9 protein-coding genes are annotated in these 13,166 nt (G+C 63.2%); 5 read left to right on the top strand and 4 right to left on the bottom strand.

Annotation, left to right across the window (positions count from 1 at the left end; all coding sequences use genetic code 11):
- Positions 1 to 736 (top strand): Fe2+-enterobactin ABC transporter substrate-binding protein (fepB, locus tag WFM46_RS19725; RefSeq protein ID WP_336998313.1); only part of this gene is annotated, 736 nt, incomplete at its 5' end.
- A 173-nt stretch (positions 737 to 909) separates the two neighbouring features.
- Here fepB and entS read toward each other — a convergent pair.
- On the bottom strand, positions 910 to 2,145 hold the full coding sequence (entS, locus tag WFM46_RS19730; RefSeq protein ID WP_336998314.1) for an enterobactin transporter EntS: 1,236 nt from the start codon (positions 2,143 to 2,145) through the stop codon (positions 910 to 912).
- Between the two features lie 111 nt (positions 2,146 to 2,256).
- Here entS and fepD point away from each other — a divergent pair, with 111 nt between their 5' ends.
- The 3 genes from fepD to fepC are packed head-to-tail and all read left to right on the top strand — an operon-like array spanning position 2,257 to position 5,041.
- The gene (gene fepD / locus WFM46_RS19735; protein ID WP_336998315.1) at positions 2,257 to 3,261 is read left to right on the top strand and encodes a Fe(3+)-siderophore ABC transporter permease; all 1,005 of its coding nucleotides are present in this window, start codon (positions 2,257 to 2,259) and stop codon (positions 3,259 to 3,261) included.
- Positions 3,261 to 4,250 carry an iron-enterobactin ABC transporter permease gene (gene fepG, locus WFM46_RS19740; RefSeq protein WP_336998321.1) on the top strand — a complete coding sequence of 330 codons (990 nt, stop codon included), beginning with the start codon at positions 3,261 to 3,263 and terminating at the stop codon, positions 4,248 to 4,250. Before fepD ends, fepG begins: the two co-directional genes overlap by 1 nt.
- Positions 4,247 to 5,041 (top strand): iron-enterobactin ABC transporter ATP-binding protein, encoded by a 795-nt coding sequence (gene fepC / locus WFM46_RS19745; protein WP_336998316.1) that lies wholly within the window; start codon positions 4,247 to 4,249, stop codon positions 5,039 to 5,041. Before fepG ends, fepC begins: the two co-directional genes overlap by 4 nt.
- A gap of 160 nt (positions 5,042 to 5,201) precedes the next feature.
- Here the strand turns inward: fepC and entF are convergent, their stop codons facing one another.
- Genes entF through fes form a run of 3 tightly spaced genes read right to left on the bottom strand, consistent with a single transcriptional unit; the run spans position 5,202 to position 10,494 of the window.
- Positions 5,202 to 9,068: an enterobactin non-ribosomal peptide synthetase EntF gene (gene entF / locus WFM46_RS19750; protein ID WP_336998317.1), complete on the bottom strand. Its 3,867-nt coding sequence runs from the start codon at positions 9,066 to 9,068 to the stop codon at positions 5,202 to 5,204.
- The gene (locus tag WFM46_RS19755; protein ID WP_336998318.1) at positions 9,065 to 9,277 is read right to left on the bottom strand and encodes an MbtH family protein; all 213 of its coding nucleotides are present in this window, start codon (positions 9,275 to 9,277) and stop codon (positions 9,065 to 9,067) included. The genes entF and WFM46_RS19755 overlap by 4 nt, the downstream gene beginning before the upstream one ends.
- 14 nt (positions 9,278 to 9,291) lie before the next feature.
- On the bottom strand, positions 9,292 to 10,494 hold the full coding sequence (fes, locus tag WFM46_RS19760; RefSeq protein WP_336998319.1) for an enterochelin esterase: 1,203 nt from the start codon (positions 10,492 to 10,494) through the stop codon (positions 9,292 to 9,294).
- A gap of 254 nt (positions 10,495 to 10,748) precedes the next feature.
- Between fes and WFM46_RS19765 the strand changes: the two genes are divergently transcribed.
- Entirely contained in the window at positions 10,749 to 12,989 is a 2,241-nt protein-coding gene (locus WFM46_RS19765; protein ID WP_336998320.1) for a TonB-dependent siderophore receptor, read from the top strand.
- Positions 12,990 to 13,166 lie beyond the last annotated feature (177 nt).

The following is a 13,166-nucleotide window of genomic DNA, read 5'->3' on the forward strand; positions in this document are numbered from 1 at the left end:
GAATAACCGGGTGGCGGACGATCAGGGCTTTTTGCGCCAGTGGGGTGATATCGCGAAAGAGCGTAAGCTGGCCCGGCTCTACATCGGCGAGCCGAGCGCAGAAGCGGTGGCCGCTCAGATGCCGGATCTGAACCTCATCAGCGCCACCGGGGGCGATTCCGCCGTCGCGCTCTACGATCAGCTCTCCGCCATCGCCCCGACCCTTATCATCAATTACGACGATAAAAGCTGGCAGGCGCTGCTGACCCAGCTGGGCACGATTACTGGCCAGGAGCAGCAGGCCGCAGCGCGGATTGCGGAGTTTGATAAGCAGCTCGCCCGGGTGAAGCAGCAGATGAAGCTGCCGCCGCAGCCGGTGAATGCCATCGTCTACACCGCTGCCGCCCACAGCGCCAACCTCTGGACCACCGAGTCGGCGCAGGGCAAGCTGCTGCAACAGCTCGGCTTCACCCTTGCCCCCCTGCCCGCCGGGCTGAATCCGTCCCAGAGCCAGGGCAAGCGCCACGACATTGTGCAGTTAGGGGGTGAAAACCTGGCCGCCGGACTGAATGGCGAAGGGCTGTTCCTGTTTGCCGGGGATCAGAAGGATGTGGAGGCGATCTACGCCAACCCCCTGCTGGCCCATCTGCCGGCGGTGCAGAACAAACGCGTCTGGGCGCTGGGGACTGAAACCTTCCGTCTGGATTATTTCAGCGCCACCCGGGTGCTGGAGCGGTTAGAGACCTTGTTTAAATAGTCGTGCCTGTTGATGCCCGGTGGCGCTTCGCTTACCGGGCCTACGGTTCGGGGGGGGTTGTACCGTTCGGCCTGATGCCCGGTGGCGCTGCGCTTACCGGGCCTACGGTTCGTGCCGGTGTAGGTTTTGTAGGCCGGGTAAGGCGTAGCCGCCACCCGGCACATTCCACCGTTTTAAACCGGAGCGACCTCCTGCCGGAACCGGCGTAGCTCCGCCAGCACCACCAGCAATATCGCCCCCACTATCGCCAGCACAAACCCGCTGCTGCTCGCCGCCGCTACCGGGGTCATGATCGCCCCCAGCCCGCCGAGAATGGCGGCACCAATCGCATCGCCGGTAACGTTTTGCGCCGTCCACAAGCCGTTGATCCGCCCGAGCATCGCCTCCGGGGTCTGGGTCTGGATCAGGGTGTATTGCAGCAGCGAACTCACCGCGCTCAGCCAGCCAAACAGCGCCAGGCAGATCACCCCCAGCGCCCAGACCGGCATCAGGCTGAAGAAGCCGATGGCGATAAACGAGGCCAGGGTCGCCAGCAGCATAATCAGCCCCGGACGGGCACTCTGCGCCAGATTGCCGCTGGTGAGGGCGCCAAAGGCTGCACCCAGCGGGATGGCAGCATAGAGCAGGCCAATCTGCGACACGCTCATCTGCCACGTAATCGCCAGCGCCGGATAGAGCACCCGCACCGCGCTCGCCATCGTCAGCAGCCCGCCCAACAGGGCGATGCCACCGATCAGCGGATTGCTGAACAGAAAGCGGATCGCCGCCAGCAGCGACTTAAGCGGATGCTCGCGCGGCTGGGGCGGAGGCGGCAGCAGGGGCAGCCGCAGCAGGGTTAAGGTGGTGATAAAGGTCCCCGCCGCCGCCAGGCCGTAGTTCCAGGCCACGTTACCGGTGCCGAGCAGCAGGCCGCCGACCATCGGCGAGATAACCGATCCCAGACGCACGGTGAGCATGGTGATGGCCCCCGCCTGCATCAGGTTTTCGCGTCCCACCAGCGCAGGTGTCGCCGCCAGCAGCGCCGTCACCCCTAATGATGCAAAAAAGCCATCCCACAGACCGAGGACATAGATGGCAATTAATGACGGCTCCGGCAGCAGCGCGTTCAGACAGAGGCCGACAAAGCCCACCCCGCAGGTGCTGCGGGCCAGCAGAATCAGCTTCTTACGCTCGTAGCGATCCGCCAGCACTCCGCCCACCATCAGGCCGATAAACATCGCCCCGCCGGTGAGGGTAACGGAGAGCCCCACCAGCCAGCTGGAGTGGGTCATCATCTGGATTTGTACCGGGACGGCCACGCCGAGCAGGCCAAGGGATAAAATAGAGATAAAACGGGCAATAAAAACAGCACGAAACGCCGGATGGGTCTTCAGCAAACTCAGATTGAGCAGCCAGGATTGTCGGGTCATTACAAAGCCTTAATGGTTTCTTTTGTACCAATTCCATGGCCGCACATGCTAACATAGCTAAATAAGATAGATAACGATAATTACTATCATTATCAAATCATGGACGTAGCTATGTCGTACTCCCTTTCCGCGTCACGGGCCGTTGCCGTGCCCGGCTTACTGTTACTGCTCACGCTGGCGATTGCCCTCAGCCTGTTGGTGGGCGCCAAACCGCTGCCCTTTTCGGTGGTGGTGGATGCCCTCTCCGCCAGCTGTCAAAGCGCCGACTGCACCATCGTGCGGGATGCCCGCCTGCCGCGCACCCTGGCCGGCCTGCTGGCCGGTGCTGCCCTCGGCCTCGCCGGGGCGTTGATGCAGACCCTGACCCGCAACCCGCTGGCCGACCCCGGCATTCTCGGCGTTAACGCCGGAGCGAGCTTCGCCATCGTGCTGGGCGCGGCGCTGTTTGGCTTTTCCTCTCCCGGCGAACAGCTGGTGATGGCGCTGTGCGGCGCCTTTGCCGCCTCCCTGCTGGTGGCCTTTACCGGCAGCCAGGGCGGCGGCCAGCTCAGCCCGGTGCGCCTGACGCTCGCGGGCGTGGCGCTCGGCGCGGTGCTGGAGGGGCTCTCCAACGGCATCGCCCTGCTCAACCCCGATGTTTACGACCAGCTGCGCTTCTGGCAGGCGGGCTCCCTGGATATCCGCACCCTGCAAACGTTGCAGGTGGTGAGCGTACCGGTGCTGATCGCCGCCGCCGTGGCGCTGCTGTTAAGCCGGGCGCTCAACAGCCTGAGCCTCGGGAGCGACACCGCTACCGCCCTCGGCAGCCGGGTGGCGCGCACCCAGCTGCTGGGATTACTGACCATCACCGTATTGTGCGGAAGCGCCACGGCGGTGGTGGGCCCCATCGCCTTTATCGGCCTGATGATGCCGCACATGGCCCGCTGGCTGGTAGGGGCCGATCACCGCTGGTCCTTGCCGGTGACCCTGCTTGCCACCCCTGCCCTGCTGCTGTTTGCCGATATCCTCGGTCGCCTTCTGGTACCGGGCGAGCTGCGGGTATCCGTGGTCAGCGCCTTTATCGGCGCGCCGGTGCTGATCTTCCTGGTGCGCCGCAAGCGCGGAGGTGGAGTGTGATGGCCCCTTCCCGTCGTTTAGTGTTCAGCTGCCTGCTGCTGGTGCTGGTGAGTCTCGCCGTGGCGATCGTCAGCCTGCAAAGCGGCGCGGTGACGCTCGACTTCTCGCAGGTCTTTAACGCCCTCACCGGCAGCGCGCCGCGCAATATCACCATGGTGGTCACCGAATGGCGCTTACCCAGAGTGATGATGGCCCTGCTGGTCGGCGCGGCGCTGGGGATCAGCGGTGCTATTTTCCAGTCGCTGATGCGCAACCCGCTGGGCAGCCCGGACGTGATGGGCTTTAACACCGGGGCCTGGAGCGGCGTGCTGGTGGCGATGGTGCTGTTTGGTCAGCACCTGACGGCCATTACGCTTGCGGCCATGGCGGGGGGCATTCTCACTTCGCTGGTGGTCTGGGCGCTGGCCTGGCGCGACGGGATCGAGACCTTCCGCCTGATCATCATCGGCATCGGCATGCGCGCCATGCTGATGGCCTTTAATACCTGGCTGCTGCTACAGGCGTCGCTGGAGACCTCGCTCTCTGCCGGGCTGTGGTTCGCCGGGTCGCTTAACGGCCTGACGTGGGCCAAAACCCTGCCCGCCGCCCCGCTGATCCTGTTGATGTTTGTCTGCGCCCTGGTGCTGGTGAAGCGCATGCGGCTGCTGGAGATGGGCGATGACAGCGCCTGTGCGCTGGGGGTGAGCGTCGAGCGTTCGCGCCTGATGCTGATGCTGGTGGCGGTGGTATTAACCGCCGCGGCCACCGCTATCGCCGGACCGATCTCCTTCATTGCCCTGGTGGCGCCGCACATCGCCCGCCGCCTGAGCGGTACCGCCCGCTGGGGGTTAACCCAGTCGGCGCTGTGCGGATCGCTCTTGCTGCTGGCGGCGGATCTCTGCGCCCAGCGGCTGTTTATGCCCTATCAACTTCCGGTGGGGGTGGTGACCGTCAGCCTGGGCGGCATCTACCTCATCGTCTTGCTTGTTCAGGAGTCCCGCAAGAAATGAGTGCCAATCTGACCCGCTTGCGCGGCGACAATCTGACCCTCGGCTACGGTAAGAAAATCGTGGCCGAGGATCTGCAGGTGGCGATCCCCGACGGCCACTTTACCGCCATTATCGGCCCCAACGGCTGCGGAAAATCGACCCTGTTGCGCACCCTGAGCCGCCTGATGACCCCGCTGCACGGCAGCGTTTATCTCGATGGGGAGCAGATCCAGCGCTTTGCCAGCAAAGAGGTGGCGCGCCGGGTCGGGCTGCTGGCGCAAAACGCCACCTCGCCGGGGGATATTACCGTCCAGGAGCTGGTGGCGCGCGGGCGCTATCCGCACCAGCCGCTGTTCACCCGCTGGCGTAAAGAGGATGAAGTGGCGGTAGCCAACGCGATGCAGGCCACCGGCATTACCGACCTGGCGGCGCAGAGCGTGGATACCCTCTCCGGCGGGCAGCGCCAGCGGGCGTGGATTGCGATGGTGCTGGCCCAGGAGACGTCGATCATGCTGCTGGATGAGCCGACCACCTGGCTGGATATCAGCCATCAGATCGATCTGCTGGAGCTGCTGAGCGACCTGAACCGCACCCAGGGCTTTACCCTGGCGGCGGTGCTGCACGATCTGAACCAGGCCTGCCGCTATGCCACCCATTTGATTGCCCTGCGCGACGGCAAGATTGTGGCGGAGGGGGCACCGAAAGCGATCGTCACCCCGGATCTGATCGAGCGGATCTACGGGATGCGCTGCATGATCATCGACGACCCGGTGGCGGGCACGCCGCTGGTGGTGCCGCTGGGACGGCGGTAGAAACACGCCGGGTGGCGGCTGCGCCTTACCCGGCCTACAAAACCACTGCGGTCTGAACCTGTGCCTCAATGCCGGGTGGCGGCTACGCCTTACCCGGCCTAAAAAACCCTTATGGCACGAACCGTAGGCCCGGCAAGCGCAGCGCCGCCGGGCGTTGTTGCTACCCCAATATTTCCTTCAACACCGGGCCGATTTGCTCAAACGCCTGCGGGGAGATGATCTCCACGTGGGCGCAATCCTGATTGTAGACCTCTAACTCCCCTACCCACGGCGCCCAGGCCTTGTGCGGATCCATCGTTCGCGTGCGTTCCGCAACAAACAGCGTCGCTTTGCCGTCAAAGGTTGAGCTGTGCGCCGTGGTCAGCAGGCGTACCGCATCGGCGTAGTTACCCTCGATGGCGCTAAACAGCGCCCCGGATGTTTGCCCCTGCTGGGCGGCGAGGAACGCCTGTCGCTCACGTTCAATCTCCGCTAAGACCTCAGGATCCAGGCCGTTGGCCTCTTTTTCGGACCAGTTTTGCGTCTCCGGCGGCCAGGTGTCGAGCAGGCCGAGGAACGCCACCTCTTCTCCCTGCGCGCGCAGGCGAGCGGCGATCCCCTGAGCCAGGGTGCCACCCAGCGAATAGCCGAACAGATAATAAGGCCCGCGCGGCTGTTGAGTCCGGAGCGTCGCCAGATGGTGCTCGATCACCTCGTCCAGGGTCGCGCCGTTTTGCATCGGCCCCGGGCGCGGCGACTGAATGCCAATGATCGACCAGCGCGGATTCAGGTAGCGGGCCAGGACGCTGAACTGCCAGGCAAACCCGGAGGCCGGATGGAAGCAGAACAGCGTCGGGCCGTGGCTTTCGCGCAGAGGCAATAGTGTCTCGTAACCCAGACGCTGAGCCTGCTCGTCGCTGATGTCGGATGCCAGTAGCGCGCTCAGCTTACCTACCGTCGGGGCCACCATCACCTGTCCTGGCGTAACCTGGCGGGCAAAGTGGCGGCTGAGGCTGGCGGCAAGACGCATCGCCAGCAGCGAGTGGCCGCCGAGGGCGAAGAAATCCGCCTCGATATCGTTAATCTCACACCCCAGCAGGGCGGAAAACGCCGCGGCAATGGTCCATTCGGTGTCGGTTTCCGGCGGGCGCCCCTGGGCTTTAACCGTCAGTTCCGGCAGTGGCAGCGCCTTGCGATCCAGCTTGCCGTTGGCGCTGAGCGGCAGGTCACTGAGCTGCAATAACACTACAGGCACCATGTGCGGCGGCAGTTGAGTTTTAAGGGTATTTAACAGCGCATTACGATCCAGCGGCAGGCCGGATTCCGAAACCACGTAACCCACCAGTTGCCGGGCATCGCCGCCAGTATCTGCCGCCTGGTTGATGACGCAGGCGTGGGTCACCGCCTGGGCCACGTCCGGCAGGGTCAGCATGGCCCGGTCGATTTCACCCAGCTCGATGCGCTGGCCGCGAATTTTCAGCTGATCGTCGCTGCGGCCCAGATACTCCACCGCGCCGTTATCCAGCCAGCGGGCCACGTCCCCGGTGCGGTACATGCGCTCGCCGGGGGCAAAGGGATCGGCGATAAAGCGGCTGGCGGTCAGATCCGGGCGGCCCAGATAGCCCTGCGCCAGCTGGATGCCGGTGAGGTACAGATCCCCCGCCACGCCGAACGGCACCGGGCGCATCATCCCATCCAGAATGCGCAGGCCGGTATTCCACACCGGGAAGCCAATCGGCACGCTGTTGCCTTCTACTGCCGCCAGCTCCGGACCATACGCCGGATACCAGCTGACATCCACCGCCGCTTCGGTGGGGCCATACAGATTATGCAGCGGCACCTGGGTGAGCTGCTCCCACTCCCGGCACAGTTCGGTGGGCAGAGCTTCGCCGCTACAGAACACCTGTTTCAGGCTGGCGCAGCAGGCGGCGTTTTCCGGGGTCAGCGAGGCGACAAAGGCCGCCAGCATCGAGGGCACAAAGTGGGTGGTGGTGACGCCATATTTCCCGAAGAATTCCTGCATCGCCAGCGGATCGCGGTGCGCCTCCGGCTCGGCCATCATCAGCTTCGCCCCGGCGATAAACGGCCACCAGAACTCCCATACCGAGACGTCAAAGCTGCACGGCGTTTTTTGCGCCACCACGTCTGCGGCGGTGAGCGGGTAGTGGTTTTGCATCCACAGCAGGCGGTTGACGATGGCAGTCTGGCCGACCATCACCCCTTTCGGTCGTCCTGTTGAGCCGGAGGTAAAGATGATATAGGCGGTGTGTTCCGGCCTGCTCAGGTGCAGAGGTGTGGTATCCGCCGCAGGTAATAGTATGTTGTAACTAAAAATCGCCACCGGCAGATGGTCAAAGCGCGGGCGCTGGTCGTCGGTAGTGATCAGCAGCGAGGGTTGCGCATCCTCGATCATCATCTGCAGGCGATCGTCGGGATAGCCGGTGTCCAGCGGCAGCCACGCGGCCCCCACTTCGACAATGGCATGCAGGGCCAGCGTCAGGAACACCGAGCGCGGGAGCGCCACCGCCACGCTGTCGCCGGGCTTCACCCCGCGCTCGCGCAGGAGATGCGCCAGGGCCACCACCTGCTCGCGCATCTGGCGGTAGGTCAGCTCGTATTGCGCATCGGCCAGCGCCGGGGCGTCCGGGGTTTTCGCGGCCTGCTCCGCCACCAGCCCGCTCAGGGTGGTGCGCGGCAGCGGAACCGCGGTCTGGTTAATATTTTCCAGCTGCTGATATTCAACGTCAGAGACCGTTTCGGCCTCGCCGCAGCGCAGGTCGCTGTTGGCGGCAAACTGCGCCAGCAGCCCGGGCAGGCGTTCGACGTGGCGCACCAGGGTGGCCTCGTCATAACGCTGTTTATTGGCGAGGATCTCAATGCTCAGGCCGCCCTGCTCGTCCGGGAAGAGCGCCATCTCCAGATCGTTGACCGGGCCGGTGGCGAGCGTATGGGTCACCGCCTGCACGCCATCGATATCCAGCTGGTAATCAAAGACCTTGACGTTAAACACCGGGCCAAACAGCGCCTCGTCACTGGCGGCACGCCCGCTGTCGCGGACGATCTGCTCGGCGTCGTAACGCTGATGGCGGCGCATCTTTTTCATCTGCCCCGCCAGGCGCTGGGCCAGTTCCGGCAGCGTCTCCTGCGGGTTGATGTTCACCGCCAGGGGCAGCACGTTCAGCACCGGGCCGGTGGCGGTCAGCGCCGCGGAGCCCATCCGGCGCATAAAGATAAACCCGGCGGCGTAGCTCATCCGTCCGGTCAGGCGGGCGAGCCACAGGGCCACCAGCGCCAGGGCGAGATCGGTACGCTGGCTCTGGCTGTTATTCGCAAGCTGGCTGAAGGCCTGGCGATCGGCGGTCAGCTTCAGACGCAAAATATCGGTTGTGGCGGCGCGCCCCGGCAGCGGCGCGCTGGAGAGCGACACCGGCGGCGGCAACTGCTTGCGCTGCTCCGCCCAGAAGGCGCCGTCGCGGGCCCAGGCCTCGCTCTGCTGGTAGCGCTGATACTCCTCCACCACTTCAGCAAAGGGGGTAAACGGCGATTCCGGCGTGGCTTCCCCCTTAGACCAGGCGCGGTAAATCGCGGCGATCTGTCGGGTAATGGCGGGAAAACTGAAGCCATCCACCACTAAGTGGTGATAGCGCTGATACCAGTACCAGCGGTTATCCGCCACCTGAAGCAGCAGGTGGAAGGCCAGCGGCTGGCCGCTGTCGACGCGCAGGTTCTGGTTGAGGTCGGCCTGCAGGGTTGCCAACGCGGCGGCATGCGGGTCGGCGTGGTGGCGCAGGTCGATAATCTGCGGTTCCGGCAGGGTAGCACTCTCGTCCACCCACTGCCCGATCTCGCCGTTATCCTCGGTAAACCGCATACGCAGGGTATCGGCCTGCATCATGCCCGCCACCACCGCTTTCGCCAGCAATGGCGCATCCACCGGGCCGGTCAGCTCGACATAGTGGGCCACGCTCCAGGCGTTGGGCAGGTCGGAGAGCTGTTCCGCCATCCAGATCCCCGGCTGGGCCGCCACGAGAGGATGTTTAACGCTCATGGAGTCACCTGTGCAAAATGGGCCGGGATCAGGGTTTGCCAGTGGGCGGCAAGCCACTGCTGACAGGCTTCCTGCGACTGCGCCTCACACACCACGTGCCAGCCGTCAGGCATAGCGCACTGCTGCGGCCAGAGGCTGTACTGATTTTGGGCATTTTGCACAATGGTGAACAGACCCTGCGGATCGTCGAAGGGGTTACTGAATTCCATACCAGACTCCATTATTAAATAAGCGGCTGCCAGAGAGTCATCAGCCCCTGCGTCAGCCCTCCCCGCCAGCAAAGTGCATCATGTCCGCCGTCCACCGGACGCCAGATAACCGGCTGCTGTGTCTGCTGTAGCTCGGCATACAGCGCCTGACAGGCGCGAAAAATCAGTGGCTCACGTCGCCCCGCCTCAAGGACGATGCGCAGGCTCTGGGCCGACAGCTGTTGGTTTTTAAGCTGTTCGATAATGATGCCGTCGTGCTTGCCGCCGCGATGCGGCCACCAGAAGGAGCCCGACTGGCTGAGCACGCAGCCAAAGCGTTGGGGCCAGTGCAGCCCGGCATAGAGCGCCGAGAGACCGCCAAAGCTCTGCCCGGCGACCACGGTACGATCGGCGCGGTCGCTGAACGGCGCCAGGGCCTGCACCTGCGGCAGTAGCTCCTCCTGAACGGCGAGCCAGAAATCGGGATTACAGGGGAGCTCGCGGCTGCGATGGTCGGTGTCGATGACGTCGATCAGCACGTAGACCGCAGGCGGCAGCTGACCATCGAGGGTGAGCGCCGTCAGCGCGGGCCAGACCGGCATGCTCTCGGCCCAGAACTGCCCGTCGAGCAGCACCGCCAGCGGACGTTCGTTTGGGGATGCTTCGCCGGTGGTAAAGATCCATACCCGGCGGGTGTTGCCGAGCCTTGCGCTCTGCCAGGTGATGCACTGCGCGGGTTGATACGGGGTATCCGGCCGATCCCAGCCAGGCTGTAGCGGCGCTTCGGGCATTTCGAGAGCCGAGACCGGATGGCCGCGTCCGCCGCGCCAGTGCTGTGGATTGCGCGGATCGGCGATGGCCTTTGGCAGCAGCCTGCGCCAGCCTTCGCGCAGGGCCATGCGGTCCGGCGGGTCGGAGGCAAACACCGCCTCAGCAAAGTCGTCGTCGCGTTCAGAGGGGATAAAACAGTAGCTGCCGCGCCAGTGGGGGCTGAACTCGCCCTGCCACTGCCAGACGTCGGTGCCATTAATGCGCTCCAGCGTCTGGGGGCGGGCGTTGTGGTGGTGATCGGTCACGCCGGTGATATAGAGCCACACCCTTTTTAGCGGCGAGGTCTGCTCCGTGCCCTGCGGGTCGCGCCAGCAGAACGTCACCCGATAATGATCCCCCTCCCGCACCCGGTCGGGTCCCTGTTTCGACTGCCACCAGGCATCACTTCCCGTTTCCAGCGTCGTCACCGATTCAACCCCATGATTTGTTCTGAATTGTTGATTAAAGATAAACAATATCGATAATATTATTGATAACTATTTGCATTTGCAATAGCGTATGGGCGCGCTGTGGGAAGCGCGAACAGTTAATAACCATGCTCTGCGCTGCGTACTGACTCAGGATCGAGGGGTTTTCGCAGACTGCGGGCGATCTCCTTCCGCCGCCTCACCCATTCGGGACGGAGCCATGAGGCATGCGGCATCGAAAAGCAGGACATACAATGAATAATAAGCTTCACTCGCTGACCTTACTGGTCAATCTGGGAATTTACGGTGTGGCACTGCCTGCGATGGCAGCCGAAACCGCCGGGCACGAAGATACCATGGTGATCACCGCTGCCGAGCAGAACCTGCAGGCGCCGGGCGTCTCCACCATTACCGCGGATGAGATCCGTAAAAACCCGTCGGCGCGCGATGTGTCGGAGATCATCCGCACCATGCCGGGCGTTAACCTGACCGGTAACTCCACCAGCGGCCAGCGCGGCAACAACCGCCAGATTGATATCCGCGGCATGGGCCCGGAAAACACCCTGATCCTGATTGACGGTAAGCCGGTGACCAGCCGCAACTCCATCCGTCTGGGCTGGCGCGGCGAGCGTGACACCCGCGGCAACACCGGCTGGGTGCCGCCAGAGATGATCGAGCGTATCGAAGTGATCCGAGGCCCGGCGGCGGCGCGTTACGGTAACGGCGCGGCGGGCGGCGTGGTGAACATCATCACCAAAAAGGTCAGCAACGAGTGGCATGGCTCCTGGAACACCTACCTGAATGCCCCTGAGCACAACGAAGAAGGCTCCACCAAACGCACCAACTTTAGCCTGAGCGGCCCGCTGAGCGACGCGTTCAGCTTCCGTCTGTATGGCAACCTGGATAAAACCCAGGCCGACGCCTGGGATATCAACCAGGGTCATCAGTCTGAACGTACCGGCGCCTATGCCGACACGCTGCCCGCCGGACGTGAAGGCGTGGAGAATAAAGACGTGAACGGCGTGCTGCGCTGGGAGTTTGCCCCGATGCAGGCCCTGCAGTTCGAAGCGGGCTACAGCCGCCAGAACAACCTCTATGCCGGGGATACCCAGAACACCAACAACGACAACAGCAGCAACGGGCTGGTGAAGAAAAATTACGGCAAAGAGACCAACCGGATCTATCGCCAGAACTTCGCCCTGACCTGGACCGGCGGCTGGGATAATGGCATCACCACCAATAACTGGGCGCAGTATGAGCACACCCGCAACTCCCGTCTCGGCGAGGGGCTGGCGGGCGGTCTGGAGGGACTGTTCAACAGCGATAAGTTCACCGACACCGACCTCTCCGACGTGATGCTGCACAGTGAGATCAACCTGCCGATCGACTTTATCGTCAACCAGAACCTGACCCTGGGCGCCGAGTGGGATCAGCAGCGGATGAAGGATATGTCCTCCAACGGCCAGGCCCTGCAGGGCGGCGCCATTGCGGGAATGAGCGATAATCGCAGCCCCTACTCCGACGCGGAAATCTTCTCCCTGTTCGCTGAAAACAACATGGAGCTGACCGACACCACCATGCTGACCCCGGCGCTGCGCTTCGATCATCACTCCATCGTCGGCAACAACTGGAGCCCGTCCCTCAACCTTTCCCAGGGGCTGGGGGATGATTTCACCCTGAAGATGGGTATCGCCCGCGCCTATAAAGCGCCAAGCCTCTACCAGACCAACCCGAACTACCTGCTCTACAGCAAAGGCCAGGGCTGCTATGCCAGCGCCGACGGCGTGGGCTGCTACATGCTGGGTAACGAAGATCTGAAAGCGGAAACCAGCATCAACAAAGAGATTGGCCTGGAGTGGAAACGCGACGGCTGGCTGGCGGGCGTGACCTGGTTCCGCAACGACTACCGCGACAAGATTGAAGCGGGCTATGCGCCGATCGGCCAGACCTCTGCCGGGAGAACCCGCACCGATATTTATCAGTGGGAAAACGTGCCGAAGGCGGTAGTTGAAGGGCTGGAAGGCACCCTGAACGTGCCGGTCAGCGACGCCATCAACTGGACCAACAACATTACCTATATGTTGCAAAGCAAAAACAAGGAGACCGGCGACCGTCTGTCGATCATTCCGGAGTACACGCTGAACTCCACCCTGAGCTGGCAGGTGCAGCAGGATGTGTCGTTGCAGTCGACCTTTACCTGGTACGGCAAGCAGCAGCCGAAGAAGTACAACTACAAAGGTCAGCCGGCGACCGGATCCGAGCTGGACGAAGTGAGCCCGTACAGCATCGTCGGCCTGAGCGCGACCTGGGATGTGACCAAATATGTGAGCCTGACCGGGGGCGTGGATAACGTCTTTGATAAACGCCAGTGGCGTGCGGGGAATGCCCAGACGACGGGAAATGCGACGACAGGGGCGTATATGTATGGTGCGGGGGCGTATACCTATAATGAGCCGGGTCGGACGTGGTTTATGAGTGTGAATACGCGGTTCTGATGGTTTGTCGGTTGGAGGAACATGAGGCTGTGGAGGTGGTTCCGTTCACTATACTTTCCTTGCTTCTCTGTTAACCTCGTCACCCGTGAACGTGTTAAGGGGGCTATCGCCGCCCCCTTAACAATCCCGGCTCCCGGCAAGAAAATCGCCGCTTCGCGGTGCCCTCAGCTTATTCCG

The sequence above is a fragment of the Leclercia sp. M50 genome, assembly GCF_037150775.1.
GTDB lineage: Bacteria > Pseudomonadota > Gammaproteobacteria > Enterobacterales > Enterobacteriaceae > Enterobacter.